Origin of the sequence: Lentzea pudingi (assembly GCF_014646255.1) — a bacterium.
Lineage (GTDB): Bacteria > Actinomycetota > Actinomycetes > Mycobacteriales > Pseudonocardiaceae > Lentzea > Lentzea pudingi.
The window spans coordinates 120,860-136,382 of the sequence record NZ_BMNC01000011.1 but is presented as its reverse complement, the minus strand read 5'-3'; the positions used below and the strand labels follow the sequence as shown (position 1 = coordinate 136,382).

At 69.7% G+C, this 15,523-nt stretch carries 12 protein-coding genes and 2 tRNA genes; 5 read left to right on the top strand and 9 right to left on the bottom strand.

What is annotated here, in order from left to right; all coding sequences use genetic code 11:
- The first annotated feature begins 55 nt into the window (after nucleotides 1-55).
- Nucleotides 56-2,332: a helix-turn-helix domain-containing protein gene (locus tag IEY88_RS31060; protein WP_189158440.1), complete on the top strand. Its 2,277-nt coding sequence runs from the start codon at nucleotides 56-58 to the stop codon at nucleotides 2,330-2,332.
- Between the two features lie 390 nt (nucleotides 2,333-2,722).
- Here IEY88_RS31060 and IEY88_RS31055 read toward each other — a convergent pair.
- Nucleotides 2,723-2,796, bottom strand: a tRNA-Lys gene (locus IEY88_RS31055).
- A 285-nt stretch (nucleotides 2,797-3,081) separates the two neighbouring features.
- On the opposite strand from IEY88_RS31055, the gene IEY88_RS31050 reads away from it, so the two are divergent.
- Entirely contained in the window at nucleotides 3,082-4,215 is a 1,134-nt protein-coding gene (locus IEY88_RS31050) for a L,D-transpeptidase (protein WP_229693945.1), read from the top strand.
- A 4-nt stretch (nucleotides 4,216-4,219) separates the two neighbouring features.
- On the opposite strand, the gene IEY88_RS31045 is transcribed toward IEY88_RS31050, so the two are convergent.
- The 3 genes from IEY88_RS31045 to orn form a co-directional block, all read right to left on the bottom strand.
- Nucleotides 4,220-5,845 (bottom strand): ABC-F family ATP-binding cassette domain-containing protein, encoded by a 1,626-nt coding sequence (locus IEY88_RS31045; protein WP_189158438.1) that lies wholly within the window; start codon nucleotides 5,843-5,845, stop codon nucleotides 4,220-4,222.
- A 57-nt stretch (nucleotides 5,846-5,902) separates the two neighbouring features.
- A tRNA-His gene (locus tag IEY88_RS31040) sits at nucleotides 5,903-5,975 on the bottom strand.
- 66 nt (nucleotides 5,976-6,041) lie between these two features.
- Complete coding sequence (orn, locus tag IEY88_RS31035; protein WP_189158437.1) at nucleotides 6,042-6,647, bottom strand: oligoribonuclease; 606 nt, start codon at nucleotides 6,645-6,647, stop codon at nucleotides 6,042-6,044.
- A 72-nt stretch (nucleotides 6,648-6,719) separates the two neighbouring features.
- Between orn and IEY88_RS31030 the strand changes: the two genes are divergently transcribed.
- The gene (locus IEY88_RS31030; protein ID WP_189158436.1) at nucleotides 6,720-8,237 is read left to right on the top strand and encodes a helicase HerA-like domain-containing protein; all 1,518 of its coding nucleotides are present in this window, start codon (nucleotides 6,720-6,722) and stop codon (nucleotides 8,235-8,237) included.
- On the opposite strand, the gene IEY88_RS31025 is transcribed toward IEY88_RS31030, so the two are convergent.
- Nucleotides 8,169-9,434, bottom strand: coding sequence for an MFS transporter (locus tag IEY88_RS31025; protein WP_229693944.1), 1,266 nt, complete (start codon nucleotides 9,432-9,434; stop codon nucleotides 8,169-8,171). The genes IEY88_RS31030 and IEY88_RS31025 overlap by 69 nt on opposite strands.
- 71 nt (nucleotides 9,435-9,505) lie before the next feature.
- On the opposite strand from IEY88_RS31025, the gene IEY88_RS31020 reads away from it, so the two are divergent.
- On the top strand, nucleotides 9,506-10,441 hold the full coding sequence (locus tag IEY88_RS31020) for a GlxA family transcriptional regulator (RefSeq protein ID WP_189158434.1): 936 nt from the start codon (nucleotides 9,506-9,508) through the stop codon (nucleotides 10,439-10,441).
- Here IEY88_RS31020 and IEY88_RS31015 read toward each other — a convergent pair.
- The 3 genes from IEY88_RS31015 to IEY88_RS45165 form a co-directional block, all read right to left on the bottom strand.
- Complete coding sequence (locus IEY88_RS31015) at nucleotides 10,420-11,970, bottom strand: PH domain-containing protein (RefSeq protein WP_229693943.1); 1,551 nt, start codon at nucleotides 11,968-11,970, stop codon at nucleotides 10,420-10,422. The two genes, IEY88_RS31020 and IEY88_RS31015, sit on opposite strands and share 22 nt — an antisense overlap.
- Nucleotides 11,967-12,455, bottom strand: coding sequence for a PH domain-containing protein (locus tag IEY88_RS31010; RefSeq protein WP_373294221.1), 489 nt, complete (start codon nucleotides 12,453-12,455; stop codon nucleotides 11,967-11,969). Before IEY88_RS31010 ends, IEY88_RS31015 begins: the two co-directional genes overlap by 4 nt.
- A 119-nt stretch (nucleotides 12,456-12,574) precedes the next feature.
- Nucleotides 12,575-12,706: a hypothetical protein gene (locus IEY88_RS45165; protein WP_268241271.1), complete on the bottom strand. Its 132-nt coding sequence runs from the start codon at nucleotides 12,704-12,706 to the stop codon at nucleotides 12,575-12,577.
- A 29-nt stretch (nucleotides 12,707-12,735) separates the two neighbouring features.
- Between IEY88_RS45165 and IEY88_RS31005 the strand changes: the two genes are divergently transcribed.
- Nucleotides 12,736-13,974 (top strand): helix-turn-helix domain-containing protein, encoded by a 1,239-nt coding sequence (locus IEY88_RS31005; protein WP_189158433.1) that lies wholly within the window; start codon nucleotides 12,736-12,738, stop codon nucleotides 13,972-13,974.
- Between the two features lie 234 nt (nucleotides 13,975-14,208).
- On the opposite strand, the gene IEY88_RS31000 is transcribed toward IEY88_RS31005, so the two are convergent.
- On the bottom strand, nucleotides 14,209-15,519 hold the full coding sequence (locus IEY88_RS31000; protein ID WP_189158432.1) for a helix-turn-helix domain-containing protein: 1,311 nt from the start codon (nucleotides 15,517-15,519) through the stop codon (nucleotides 14,209-14,211).
- Nucleotides 15,520-15,523: the final 4 nt, after the last annotated feature.

Below are 15,523 nucleotides of genomic sequence, written 5' to 3'. Positions count from 1 at the left end.
CCGAAGTACTGCGGTAGAGGTCGGCCACCAGGAGGTTCACGCGCTCATGTCCCCGATGTCGGACACGCCCTTGTTGCTCGACAGCGGGACCGCCCGGACGCTCGAACGCGCGCGCGGCGCGGACCACGTCGTGCTGGTCGGCCCGGCCGGGTGCGGCAAGACCACGTTGCTGCGCACGTTCGGCCAGCCGATCGTCGTCGACGACGGGCACGCGCTCGGGGACGACGAGGTCGATCGCCTGCTGGCCGACGTAGGTGCCGGTGGGCGACTCGTCCTCGCCCACCGGCCGTGGCCGGACAACCGCGCACTGGGCCGGTTGGTCAGCGAACTGCCCGGTGCCGTGGTCCGGGTGCACCTCCGGCCGCTGACGCGCGGCCACGTCCGTTCCCTCGCCGCGCACCTGCTGGACGCCGAGGTGAGCGAGGATTTCGCGGAACGCCTGCACGAGCGAACCGGTGGCACCCCTGGGTTCGTGCTGGACGAACTGTCGCCGGAGCCGCGCAGCGCGTTCGCCCGTCACTTCGACGGCCTGTCCGTCGCCGCGAGCGACCTGCTGCTGGCCCGTGCCCTCGGCGCCCCCTTCGACGTGGGACTGCTCGCGACGGTGCTCACCCTGGACCTCCCCGCGGTGTCGGAGTCCATCGAGGCTCTCAGGTCGGCGGGACTGCTCCAGATCGACGGAGCACCACTGCCCGTCGCCGCCGACGCGATCAAGGTGCTCGCACCGGCGGAACAACGCGCCGACCTGCTGCGCAAACTCGCTCTCACCCAGGCCGCACGCGCACAACCGGTGCACGGCTACGCACGGCCGTTGCTGGACCTCGGCGTGGTGGACCCCGGACTCGCGGACGTGTTCACCGCGGCGGGCCACGAGGTGATCGACGACGATCCCGCCCTGGCGGCCAGGCTCTTCACCGCCGCCGGTGCACCCGCACTCCTGGCACGCGCCCGTGCTCTCAGCGGTGACCTCGACGGCGCGGTGGAGGTGGTGGACCTCGAACACGCCGACGCGGACGCGTTGCTGCTCGCCGCCACCGTGCTGACCCTGCGCGGACAGGTGGGCCGCGGCGGTGAGCTGCTCCAGCGCTCGGACAACGGCCTGGCGCTGGGCTACGCCGTGACGGGCCTGCTCGGTGCCGGACGGCTGCAGGAGGCCCGCACCCTGCAGTTCGGCACGCGGTCACAGCCCGCCAGGTCCCTGACCGACACGCTCGGGCACCGGCTGGCGGACGTGGTGCTCGAGACCGTCACCGGACCCCCGATGGCCGCCGTGGCCGCCGCGGTGGCCACGGCCGGGGTGAACCAGGCCGGCTCCAGGGCGTCGGTACAGCCGGACAGCCCCACCGCGCTCGCCGCGCTGATCTGCGTCCACGCCGGTGAGCTGACGGTGGCGAAGTCGTTGCTCACCAAGGCCGTGCAGGTCGACGACGGCAGAGGGCTGCACGCGGACAGGCACCGGCTGTTGCTCGCCTGCGTCGAACTCTTCGGCGGCGACGTCGAAGCGGCACAACGCCCAGCCCGCCCCAGAGAACCCCGGGAAGCCTTGTTCGCCGCGGCACTGGAGCTGGGCATCACCCGCCGCGCCGGCGACCTCCGCGCCCTGCGGTCGGCGTGGGAACCGGCCCAGCAGGCGCTCGTCGTGCACCCGGTCGACCTCTACACGCTGATCCCGTTGACCGAGATCGCCGTCGCCGCGGCGAGAATCGGCCAGTTCCACCGGGTGGAGACGCACCTGGCCGAAGCGTGGACGCTGCTGCACAACCTGGGCGACCCTCCACTGTGGTCGGTGCTCCCGCGCTGGAACGCCTTCCACGCCGCACTCCTGCTCGGCGACCACCCGGCAACCCGGCAACACCTGGCGGCACTGGACGACGCCGCCGACGCACTCCCGTTCGCCAGGGCACTGGCCACCGCCGCGCACTGCTGGAACCAGGCCGGCCGCGGCGACGTGAACCACGCACGAGTCGAGTCGGCGGCCCAGGAACTGCACGCCCACGGCATGCGCGCGGACGCGGCACGACTGGCGGGGCACGCGGCCATGCACACCACGGACCGCAAGGCGATGACCCAGCTGCTCGACATCGCCCGCCAGTTCCACGGCAGTCACAGCGGTCAGGCCAACGGCGGCGCGGAGGTGCTGAGCGACCGCGAGCAGGAGGTGGCCGCGCTGGTCCGCGACGGCCTCACCTACCGCGAGGTCGGCGACGCCCTGTTCATCTCGGCGAAGACCGTCGAACACCACGTCACCCGCATCAGGAACAAGCTCGGCGCGAAGAACCGCCGCGAACTGGAACGCGCGCTGGAAGACATCGACCTGACCTCCACGAGGTAGTCACACCATCAGGTGCATCCCGTCCCCGCACCGATCCGACCCGGGCGCGGGACACGGATGTACAGCGCGCGGATCCGCCAGATGCGGTTCAGCCGGCTCGGGACGGCGCCACGCACGTCCCTGTGCGTCCGATGGCTCGAACCCGGACGCACAGGGACGCGGCGCTGCCAGAACCGGAAATCCGGACGAGTAGGTCGCGACACCGGAATCCGCTTTGTCGGAGAAAGACTCTGAATTCTCGGATTTCGTTGTGGTGTCCGCGGCCTGCGAGGAAGCCAGTCGGGGGAGCGCCGGCTCACCGCTGCGGTAACCGCGCTGCTGGCGCCTCTCGAGGAGCCCGACAAATGCAGAGAAGCAGGTAGAGACGAATCTCTACCTGCTTCTCTGGAGTACGCCGCCAGGGACTCGAACCCCGGACCCGCTGATTAAGAGTCAGCTGCTCTAACCAACTGAGCTAGCGGCGCTTGTTTGTGTGCCGGAGCCTTGCTCGTTCCGACGTGAAGAACGTTAGCACAGCGCCTCCGCGCGCTCCCAATCGGCTGGTCAGCACGGGTTTGGGGGCGCATCGGCCACGTAACGATCCGGCCACTTGCGCAACTTCGGGCCACCCCCTGTCGTCACCTAGTCGGGGGACGCCACCACACCTTCGTGCAGGCAGTCTCGGGAGCGGACACAAACAGATCGGAAGTACGTCCATGGGGATGTGGAGCAGGCGCGGTCGAGGGGTGGTCACGGCGGGAATCGCTGTGATGCTGATCGCAGGCTGTTCAGGCGGCGGTGACGCGGCGACCGGTGCCGGTGGCGAGTCGAGCAGTGCTCCTCCGCCCCCGCCGAAGCCCGTCACGCTGACGCTGGCGTTGAACAACGGTGCGGCCGACGTGATGCCGGGACTGCCCGTCATCGCGACGGCGGCGGACGGGAAGCTGACCGACGTCAAGCTGACCAACCCCGAGGGCAAGGTCGTTGAGGGCAAGCTGAACGCCGAGGCGACGCAGTGGACCAACACGGAGCCGCTCGGGTACGCGAAGGCCTACAAGCTGGTCGCCACGGCCACCGGTGCGGACGGCAAGGCGGAGACCAAGGAGTCGAACTTCACCACGGTGAAGCCGCGGACGCTCACCTACGTGTCGACGAACCCCCAGGACGGCACCACGATCGGCGTCGGCCAGCCGCTCGCCTTCTACTTCGACGAGAAGGTGGCCGACAAGGTCGCGGCCGAGAAGATGCTGGAGATCACCACCGAGCCCAAGGTCGAGGGCGCCTTCTACTGGTTCAACGAGAAGGAGGTGCACTGGCGTCCGGAGAAGTTCTGGAAGCCGGGCACCAAGATCACCATGCACGTGAAGGTCTACGGCAAGCACGTCGGCAACGGCATCTACGGCCAGGAAGACCGCACGATCACCACGACGGTCGGTGACGAGGTCATCCACGAGGCCGACGGCCAGACGCACCAGGTGATCACCAAGGTCAACGGCCAGGTCGTCCGCACCATGCCGACCTCGATGGGCAAGCCGGCCGACGCCACCCCCACCGGCACGTACGTGCTGATGGAGAAGCACAGCCACATGATCATGGACTCGACGACGTACGGCCTCGCGCTGGAGAACGGCGGCTACAAGACGCCGGTCGACTGGGCCTACCGGATGTCCAACAGCGGCATCTTCTTCCACGGCGCACCGTGGTCCATCGGCGACCAGGGCAAGCGCAACGTGAGCCACGGCTGCCTGAACCTCTCGCCGGAGAACGCCAAGTGGGTGTTCGACAACAGCAAGCAGGGCGACGTCGTGATCGTCACCAACTCCGGCGGCCCGGCGCTCGAGGCGTGGGACGGCTTCGGCGACTGGCAGGTCCCGTGGGCCACGTGGGTCCAGGGCAACCGATAGAGCTCTAGGAGACCGTCACCTGGCCGCCCGACACGGCCAGGTGACGGTTCACCTGCACCGCCTCCAGCATCCGCCGGTCGTGCGTCACCAGCAGCAACGTGCCGGGGTAGTTCTCGAGCGCCGACTCCAGCTGCTCGATCGCGGCCAGGTCGAGGTGGTTCGTCGGCTCGTCCAGCACCAGCAGGTTCACCCCGCGGCCCTGCAGCAACGCCAGCGCCGCCCGCGTCCGCTCACCCGGTGACAGCGACGCCGCCGGCCGCATCACGTGGGCCGCCTTCAGGCCGAACTTCGCGAGCAACGTCCGCACGTCGGCCGGGTTCATCTCCGGCACCGCCTCCTCGAACGCGTCCACCAGCGGCAGATCACCCAGGAACAGCCCGCGTGCCTGGTCGACCTCGCCCACCACGACGCCGGACCCCAGCGTCGCGTAGCCGGACGTCGGCTCGACCCGCCCCAGCAACGCGGCCAGCAGCGTCGACTTGCCCGCGCCGTTCGCCCCGGTGATCGCGACCCGGTCCGCCCAGTCGATCTGCAGGTCCACCGGTCCCAGCCGGAACCCGCCGCGCTCGACCACGGCCCCCCGCAACGACGCCACCACGGCACCGGACCGCGGGGCCGCGGCGATCTCCATCCGCAGCTCCCACTCCTTGCGGGGCTCCTCGACGACGTCCAGCCGTTCGATCATGCGGTCGGTCTGCCGCGCCTTCGAGGCCTGCTTCTCCGTCGCGTCGGCACGGAACTTGCGGGCGTTCTTGTCGTTGTCGCCCGCCTTGCGCCGGGCGTTCTTCACGCCCTTCTCCATCCACGAGCGCTGCATGCGCGCACGGGCTTCCAGCGAGGCCTTGGTGTCCGCGAACTCCTCGTAGTCGTCACGGGCGTGCTGACGGGCCCGCGCACGCTCTTCGAGGTACGACTCGTAGCCGCCGCCGAACAGGCGCACGGAGTTCTGGTGCAGGTCGAGCTCCAGCACGCTCGTGACCGTGCGGGCCAGGAACTCGCGGTCGTGCGAGACCAGCACGGTGCCGGCGCGCAGGCCCGTGACGAACTTCTCCAGCCGCTCCAGGCCTTCGAGGTCCAGGTCGTTGGTCGGTTCGTCGAGCAGGAAGATGTCGTAGCGGCTCAGCAGCAACGACGCCATGCCCGCCCGTGCCGCCTGGCCACCGGACAGCGAGGTCATCACCGCGTCGAGGCCCACTGTGAGCCCCAGGTCGGCGACGACCTCCAGTGAGCGCTCTTCGAGGTCGGCACCGCCCAGCGCGAGCCACTGGTCGAGCGCTTCCGAGTAGCCCTCGTCGTTGCCGGCGGTCAACGCCTCGGTGGCCTCGTCCAGAACCCTCTGGGCCTCCGCGACACCGGTGCGGCGGGCCAGGAAGTCGCGCACGGTCTCGCCTTCGAGACGTTCGGGCTCCTGGGCCAGGTGCCCGACGTTGGCCGACGGCGGGCTCAGCGTCACGCGGCCCGACTCGGCGGGGATCAGCCCGGCCAGCGTCTTGAGCAACGTCGACTTGCCCGCGCCGTTCACGCCGACGAGCCCGATGACGTCGCCGGGAGCGACGACGAGGTTCAGGTCGGAGAACAGGACGCGGTCACCGTGACCCGCGGCGAGATCCTTGGCGACGAGCGTGGTCATGAAGACTCCCTGAACGTGAAGAAAGGCCCCCGCTGAAGCGAGGGCCTTTCGACAAAGGGTGAGTGACGGGACTTGAACCCGCGACACCTGGGATCACAACCCAGTGCTCTACCGACTGAGCTACACCCACCATTGCCAGTCGTTGACCGGCCTGGAAAGCATAGCAACGGTAGCCAGCGATATTGAAATCGGGGGGCTACTCGACGTTCTTCAGCAGGTCAGCGGCCACAGCCTGGGCCTGCTCGGTCGACGGGCCGGGCTGCGGCACGAACGCCGTGCGCCGGTAGTACGCGAGCTCCCGGATCGACTCGACGATGTCCGCGAGCGCCCGGTGTGCGAGGCCCTTGCCCGGCTGCGCGTAGTAGATGCGCGGGTACCAGCGCCGACACAGCTCCTTGATCGACGACACGTCGACCATGCGGTAGTGCAGGTGGGCGTCGAGCGCCGGCATGTCGCGCGCGATGAAGCCGCGGTCGGTGGCGATGGAGTTGCCGGCCAGGGGAGCGGTCCGGGGATCCGGCACCCACTCCTTGATGTAGGCCAGCACGGCGGCCTCGGCCTCCTCCAGGGACACCGCCGACGCGCGCACCTCCTCGGTCAGGCCCGACTTGGCATGCATCTGCACGACGACTTCCGGCATCGAGGCGAGCACTTCGTCGGAAGCGTGGATCACGATGTCCACACCCTCGCCGAGCACGTTGAGCTCGGCGTCCGTGACCAGTGCCGCGATCTCGATCAGAGCGTCCTTGCCCAGGTCGAGTCCGGTCATCTCGCAGTCGATCCACACCAGACGATCCATCACGCCCCGAACATTACTGCGCGGAGCGTCAACTTCGAGTGGCGGCGTGCAGCAACCTGGTTACGCTCCCCGTGCATGACGGCTCAAGATGAGATCGCTGCCGGGTACGCGTCCGAGGGTGCGGCCATCGAACTCGGAGCCGTGCTGGTGGACGGGGCCGTCGAGCCGTCCGCGCACGTCCGCATCCCGTTGTCCATGGTCAACCGCCACGGACTTGTCGCCGGCGCAACGGGAACCGGCAAGACCAAGACCCTCCAGCTGCTCGCCGAACAGCTGTCGGACAACGGCGTGCCGGTGCTGATGGCGGACGTGAAGGGCGACCTGTCCGGCCTGTCGCAACAGGGTGCCGAGAGCGATCGGACGAAAACCCGCGCGCAGGACACCGGTGACGACTGGGCCGCCACGGCGTTCCCCGTGCAGTTCCTGTCGATCGGCACGGGCGGCATCGGCGTGCCCTTGCGGGCAACGGTCACGAGCTTCGGGCCGATCCTGCTGTCGAAGGTGCTGGGCCTGAACGACACGCAGGAGTCGACGCTCGGCCTGATCTTCCACTGGGCGGACAGCCGAGGTCTGCCGCTGCTCGACACCAAGGACCTGCGCAGCGTCATCCAGCACCTCACCAGCGACGAGGGCAAGGCCGACCTCAAGGGCATCGGCGGTGTCTCCGGCTCCACGGCGGGCGTGATCCTGCGGGCGCTGGTCAACCTGGAGGCGCAGGGCGGCGACCGGTTCTTCGGCGAACCCGAGCTCGACCCGGCCGACCTGATGCGCCAGCGCGACGGCAAGGGCGTCGTGAGCCTGCTCGAACTCGCTGAGCTGCAGGGCAACCCGGCGCTGTTCTCCACGTTCCTGATGTGGTTGCTGGCCGAGCTGTTCGAGACGTTGCCCGAGGAGGGCGACGTCGAGAAGCCCAAGCTCGTCTTCTTCTTCGACGAGGCGCATCTGCTGTTCTCCAACGCCTCCAAGGCGTTCCTCGACCAGATCACCCAGACCGTGAAGCTCATCCGGTCGAAGGGGATCGGGGTCTTCTTCTGCACGCAGCTGCCGACCGACATCCCGAACGACGTGCTGTCGCAGCTCGGCGCACGCGTCCAGCACGCCCTGCGCGCGTTCACGCCCGACGACCAGAAGGCGTTGGCGCGCACGGTGAAGACGTACCCGACGACACCGCACTACGACCTGGAGAAGGCCCTCACGTCGCTCGGCATCGGCGAGGCGGTCATCACCGTGCTGAGCGAGAAGGGCGCACCGACCCCGGTCGCGTGGACCCGGCTGCGCGCGCCGCGCTCGTTGATGGACACCATCGGCAACGACGCGATCAGGCAGGCGGCCTCCCAGAGCGACCTCCACGGCAAGTACGCGGAGACCGTCGACCGCGAGTCGGCCTACGAGCGGCTGATGGCGAAGGTCGCGCCACCGCAGGAGGAACAGCAGGCCCCGGAACCTCCTCGCCGGCAGGAGAAGGAGGAACCGGGGATGGTCGAGAAGGTGCTGGGCAACAGCGCCGTCAAGTCGTTCCTGCGGTCAGCCGGCAGCGCCCTGGCGCGTGAGATCACGCGGGGTCTCTTCGGGACTTCGCGCAAGCGACGCTGACAGCACGGCCGCGCCGATGCAGAGAGCGCCCGCGACGTACCAGGCCAGGTCGTAGCTGCCCAGGTGGTCGCGGGTGAGCCCGGCCGCCGAGGCCGCGATCGCCGCGCCGAGCTGGTGCGACGCGAACACCCAGCCGAACACGACCGGGCCGGACATGCCGAAGTACTGGCGGCACAACGCCACGGTGGGCGGCACCGTCGCGACCCAGTCGAGGCCGTAGAAGATGATGAACACCAGCATCGACGGGTGCGCCGACTCGCCGAACAGCTGCGGCAGCAGCATCAGCGAGAGGCCGCGCAACGCGTAGTAGCCCGCCAGCAGCAGCCGCGAGTCCACGCGGTCGGTCAGCCAGCCGGACGCGATCGTGCCCACGATGTCGAACACGCCGACCAGCGCGAGCAGTCCGGCCGCGGTCGTCGTCGGCATGCCGTGGTCGTGCGCGGCGGGGATGAAGTGCGTGCCCACCAGTCCGTTCGTCGAGGCGCCGCAGATCGCGAACCCTCCGGCCAGCAGCCAGAACGGCCGGGTCCTCGCGGCGGCGGTCAACGCGCCCAGGGCACGACGAGCCGCACCACCGGTCGGCGGCGGGGGAGTGTCCTCGGAGGCGCCGAGCGGCAGCAGTCCCACGTCCCGCGGGTACTCGCGCAGGAAGAACGCGGCCAGCGGCACGACGGCCAGTGCGGCGACGCAGATCACCAGGGACGCGTACCGCCAGCCGTAGCTCTCGGAGAGCCACGCGATCGTCGGCAGGAACACCAGCTGCCCGGCCGCGCCACCGGCCGTCAGCACACCCGTGACCAGGCCGCGGTGCTTCACGAACCAGCGACCGGTGATCGTCGCGACGAACGCCAGCGCCATCGAGCCGGTGCCGAGTCCGACGACCACACCCCACAGCAGGACCAGCTGCCAGGACGCGGTCATGAACACCGTGAGCCCGCTGCCGATCGCGACCATCGTCAACGCCCAGGTCACCACGACCCGCACGCCGAACTTGTCCATCAGCGCGGCCGCGAACGGCGCGGTCAGCCCGTACAGCAACAGGTTGATCGAGATGGCGAGCGAGATCGTGGCCGTGCTCCAGCCGAACTCCGCCCGCAACGGCTCGATCAACGCACCCGGCGCCGCACGGAACGACGCCGCGCCCACCAGGGCGATGAAGGACACGCCTGCGACAACCCAGGCCCAATGGAGTCTCACGCCGACAAGGTTCGGTGATGGCCGACGCTGCAACCAGTGGCCCGATGGCCAACATGTGAAAGAATCAGGCCATGCACCGGATCGCCGTTCTCGCGCTCGAGAAGTCAGTCGCGTTCGACATCGGCAGCTCGACGCACATGTTCGGCCGGTTGGAGGACCGGTACGAGGTCGTCGTCTGCTCGCCGGACCGCCGTCCGATCCCCACGACCGGCGGCTTCACCATCGCGCCCGAGCACGGCTTGGAGGTGCTCCAAGACGCCGACACGGTGCTCGTGCCGGGCACCCACTACCAGCCCGCGCGCGAGGGCCGGCTCGAACCGGCCGTGCTGGAGGCGCTCACGACGACGAACGCGCGGCGGATCATGTCGATCTGCACCGGGGCGTTCGTGCTCGCCGCCGCCGGGCTGCTCGACGGCAGGCCGGCCACCACGCACTGGCGCACCACGGACCAGTTCCGCGCGCTGTACCCCGAGGTGCGGCTCAACCCGGACGTGCTGTTCATCGACGACGGCGACGTGCTCACCTCGGCGGGCGTCGCGGCGGGCATCGACCTGTGCCTGCACGTCATCAGGTCCGACCACGGCAGCGAGGTGGCGAACTGGGTCGCCCGCTACTGCGTCGTCCCGGCGTGGCGGCAGGGCGGCCAGTCCCAGTTCGTCGACCGGCCGGTGCCGAGCTACCCGGACACCTCGACCGCGCTCGCTCGCGAGTGGGCCTTGGAGCGGCTCCAAGAACCGCTCGACCTCGCCGCGATGGCCGGGCAGGTGCGGATGAGCGTGCGGACGTTCACCCGCCGGTTCCGCGCGGAGACCGGCATGTCACCGGGCCAGTGGCTGACCCAGCAGCGCGTCGACCGGGCCCGGCACCTCCTGGAGTCGACCGACCTGCCGATCGACCAGGTCGCGAACCACGCCGGCTTCGGCACCGGCGCGGCTCTGCGGCAGCAGCTGGCCGCCTCGATCGGGGTCTCGCCGAGCGCCTACCGTCAGGCGTTCCGCTCGGCTTGATCGTCCACAGTGGAGTCCACGAGGAACGGGCGCAACAGGTCCGGCACCGCCTCGTCCGCGAGCGCCAGGCCGTGGGACTCGCCGACGTCCGTGACGTGGTAGACGCCCGCGCCCGCCGCGGTGGTCGCACCGATCGTCATCAACCCGCTTCGGCGCTGGAAGAACGAACGCCGGATGCGCCACCCGATGATGCCGGTGCGCTGCAACGCGACCGTGCTGCGGACCAGGGAGTTGTTGCGCGTCACCAGATAACGCTCGTCCAGCGCGTTGCCCAGCGATCGGTAGTTGTCCCAGCCGACCAGTGCGGCGAACGGGAGGATCGCCACCGGGATCGGCCACGCCCACGACGGAGCCCAGATCGCCAGACCCACCGCGATCACGACCCACGGGACGGTGTGCCGGAACATGCTGCGGCGCAACGCGGCGAACGGGTGCTTGCGCAGCCTCAGCGTCGTCGGGTCGCTGCCGACCTTCAGCACGTCCCGCGAGACCTGGTGCGCCACGGACAACGGCGCGGGAGGCAGCAGCAGGTTGCTCTCACCCTTCGAACCCAGGCCCGTCGTCACGGCGGCGAGCTTCGCGCCCTTGCCGGCGCGCACCAGCAGCGGTTCCTGGATGTCGACGCCGCGAAGCCGTTGCTCCTCCACCGAGACCGAGCGGGTGGTGAGCAGACCTCGTTGCACGCGCAGGGTTCCGTCCGGCTCGCGGGTCAGCCGGTAGTTCCAGAACTGCAGGATGTAGAGCGGGACCGACAGGATCAGCCCGACCACGGCCAGCCCGACCAGGAACGCGGCGATGAGCGCGAGGCTCGGGTTCTCGAACAGCCACTCCCACAGGTCCTGCACCGGGTGCAGGCCGAGGTCGTCGGCGTAGTTCGACAGCACGCCGAACACGGCACCGATCGCGACGAGGCCCGACAACGACAGCGGCGCGTACTTCAGCCACTTCAGGTCGAGCTGCGAGATCACCTCGGACTCCGGCAGCGGGACCGGTTCCGCGCTCTCGCCCTCCGAAGCGACGGCCCGGGGCGCGGTTCCCTTCTGCAGCAACACCAACCGCAGCCGTTCGGCCTCCTGCTGCGTCACCGCGTCGAGCGTGAGCCCGTCCGTGCCCGGCACGTCCTGCTGGCCCGTGCCGATCCGCACCGCCGAGAGCCCGAAGATCCGGTGGCCCGGCTTGGAGGTGAGGTCGACCGTCCTGATGCGATCACGCGGCACCGCGAGCTGCTTGCGGGTCAACAGGCCCGTGTGCAGCTCGACCTTCTCTTCGGTGATTCGGTACCTCGTGGTGCGCCAGATGAGGTAGCTGAACGCGAGGATCATCGCGACCGTCGCGCCGGACGCGATGAGCCGCCACTTCTCGCCGTTGCCGGTGAACAGCAGCACGAGGATCGGCACCAGCATCGCGACGCCCTCGTTGAGCGGGCGCACGACCAGCATCCGCACGTGCAGGCGGTGCCACTCCTGCAGCGGCTCGGTGAACTCCGGCGCGGCGGGCAGCCCGGCCGGAACCTCCGCCGGGGTGGTCACGTGGCATCACCGGGCGTGGCCTGGGTGGTGTTCGTCAGTTCCACCACGAGCCTCTGCGCGACCTCGTGCTCCAGGCCCTCGATCTCCACCGGGCCGGCCGCGGACGCCGTCGTCACCGTGACGGTCGAGAGACCGAGCATCTGCTGGAACGGCCCGCGTTTCGTGTCGATCGTCTGGATGCGCGACACCGGCGCGACGCGCCACTCCTGGTTCAGCCAGCCGGAGAGGGTGTAGACGGCGTCCGGCGTGGTCTCCCAGCGGTGCACGCGGTAGCGCCAGCTCGGTTCGACCGCGGTGTGCACGACGCCGACGACACCCGTGGCGACCATGAGCACGAGCTCCCACGTCGGCGGGTTGCTCACCAGCAGGAACACGATCAGCTGGGGCACGAACAGCACGAGCCAGAAGACGGCGGCCTGCATCGTCCACAGCAGGACGGACTTCGGGCTCACCTGGTGACGAGGCGTGCGCAGTTGCGGAGTCACCCCACAAGGGTGCCTCACCCGCACCTGGCGGTGTGGTCAGGTGTGCCAATTGGTGTGTCGGTGACCGGGGTGGTCCTGCTTGCGAGGGAGGCAGGACCACCCCGGTCCGGGCCGGCGGGTCAGGGCTGGGCGCAGTACGGCGGCGTGAACTTGTCGGGCTCGTCCGCCGATGCCGCACCGGACATCGCGAGCAGCGCCCCCAAACTGAGGATCACGGCCGCGACGGTTCGAGCGATAGTGTTCGACTTCATTGAGGGGGCTCCTTCGTTAGGTGGCGGCCGTGGATGAGGGCAGGAAGTCGTTGACCAGGTTCGGTGCGCGGTTGCGCGCGGTCCGGCTGCAGCGCGGTTTGTCGCAAAAGGACCTCGCGTGCCCCGGTGTCTCCATGAGCTACGTGTCGCGGCTCGAGTCCGGCGAACGGGTGCCGTCGCCCACCGTCGTCCGCAGGCTCGCCGAGGTGCTCGGCGTCGACCCGTCCGAGCTCGTCGTCGACGAGGACCGCACCGCCATGCAGGACGAGGCGCTGGCGTGGTGCGAGGCCCTGATGGCCTACCACGACGGTGACCTGGTGCTGGCCGTCGATCTGCTGGAAACGCTGGGAAAGCGCACCGACGAGGAGATGTTCGGCTGGTGCGTGCGCTGGACGCGCCTGGTCGTGCTCACCCGGCAGCGCGACCACGAGGGTCTGCTGCTGGCGGCGTCGAAGCTGCGCAAGTCGTGGTCTCCCGGTCCGGCGGTGGACGCGCTCGTGGAGATCCTGCGCGCATCCTCGTTGCGGCGCCTCGCCCGGACGGCCGAATCCGTGAAGGCGGCGACCGAGGCCGTCGAACTGGCGAACGGCGACGGCGAACGGGTGCGTCGCATCCACACGCGCGCTCTCATCGCGTTGTGCGCGGAGCTCACCGCGGCCGGGCGCCTGGCCGACGCCGAACAGGTCGTGGACCAGCTTTCCGTGCGGCTGCCCGAACTCGGCCGCGGACGGCTCGCGATCTCCACGTGGTGGGTGCGCGCCAAGGTCGCGGATCGCCTGGGGGACCGGATGGAGGCCGCGCACTGCATCCGCGAGGCCATCGGGATGCTCGGCGAGCACGGCGGCGATCCCGAGTACGGCTGCCGCGTCCGGCTGGCCGGGGCGTCCATCGCGCTGCGCACGCCGAGCGCGAACCTCGACGACGTGGTCGCGTTGCTGGACGAGGTGGAGACGACGGCCGCGGCCCTGCGCGGACAGGACGGCCTGCTCGCGCACGCCCGTGCGTTGCGAGCGGAACTGGCGTTGCGGGACGGAGAGGTCGACCGGGCGCGTGCACTCGCGGAGGTCGCGCTCGCGACCGGACGGCTCGACGCCGAACAGCAGCTGCGGTGCCACCTCTTGCTCGTGCGGGCGGCGGACGAGGGTGAGCCGGAGGACGGTGCCGGAGCGCGGGCGGCGCTGGCGGCACTGCTGGAGAACATCAACCCCGAGGGCGTCGACCCGCTGCTGTGGCGAGACGTGGCACGCATCGCGCTGCGGAAGCACTAGTGCTCCGAGCGCCAGGCGGCGTTGCCTCCCCATGACCGTCCCTCGCTCATAAACTGGCCACCTTGTTAACGGAGCATGACACAGACCAGTTACCCATCACATCACCCAATTCCACCTCGTGGACATGGGCAAAAGACCCGGGAACCGGCAGTTCCCCGTGGGCGGCAAGCGGCCGAACGGGCGATGGCCGACCGGTCCGCTCGGACTACCTGTCAATAGTTTGCCAATGCATGTCTAGCTCGTGGTCAGGTTCATCCACCACACGATGGCGCCGGCGCGGCCGTTGACGTCAAGGGTCGTGTAGATGCGCTGGAGGTGGTTCTGCACGGTCTTGGGGGACAGGCCGAGCGACTCCGCGATCATCGCCGTGCTCGCCCCGGCGGCCACGAGCCGCAGCACCTCGATGCCGCGTTTGGTGAGTCCCGCACGCAAGGCGCGGGCGATCCGGGTGTTCGTGTGTTCCGCGGTACCGGTCTCGTGCAGCTCGCCGGTGCGGGGAACGCGCACCACCGCGTCCTCCCGCTTGGGCTCGAAACGCCTGTGCGCCAACTGTTCCACGAGTCGTGACGAGAGATCGTGCTCGCGCATCCGCAACAGGTCGCGGCCCTCCTGCAGCTCCCACAACCGGTACTGCTCCAACTGCATCCGTGCGTGACGCAGCGCGCGTTCGAACTCGCCGGTGCGTTCGTGCGCCTCACTCAGGTGCTGGTGCGCGTGCACCGCCACTTCCCGTGCCAGACAGCTCATCGCGAGTTCGGCGGCCTGGGAGAGCTGGGCTATCTGCTCGGGGTGACGCCCCCGCGCTCCGCTGAGCCGTGCCCGGGCCATCAGCGCCTCCGCCCGTGCCACCGGGCGGTTCCTTCCGGCAAGCAACTGGTCAGCGCGCTGCCAGCTGCGGTGCGCGCGGTCAAGTTCACCCAGATCGATGCGCACGTGTGTCAGCAGCACGTTGACCATCGCCATCCGCACCGGGTCGCCGAGCGTCTTCCAGCGGTCGCGCACCTGAGCGCACAACGCTTCCGCACGGCGGAGCTTGCGCACGCACGGCTCCCCGTCGAGGCTGCACCGGTTCTCCTCGGTGCGCATCATGCAGTGCTCGTGGTACTGCATCCGCATCACCCGTGCCTGTTCGAACAGCACCGAGCCGATCAGCTCGTTGTCACCGGTGAGCTCCGCGAGACCCAGCGCGCGGGCGAACGAGTTGAAGCTCCGCTCCCGCGAATCGAGGCGCAGTTCCACCACGGCACGGGAAAAGCTGCACCGCGCCTGGAGTCCGATGTGGCGGTTCGCCGCCGCGATCGCCTGCACCTTGTCGATCGTGTCGAGCGCGCTGGGCCACAGTCCCCGCTTGCCCAGCGCGACCGATTGGGCCAGAACGCCTTCGGCCACACCCTCGGCGTCGTCCAGCCACGAGAACGCGGCCACGGCCTTCTCCGCGTACTCCAGCGCCTCGCCCGGCCTGCCCTCGTCCAGGGCGATGCGTGCCTCGCGCAGGTTGTGCACGGCGTTGGACCGCGGATCCGCGGTCCTGCCGGGAACCGTCATGGTG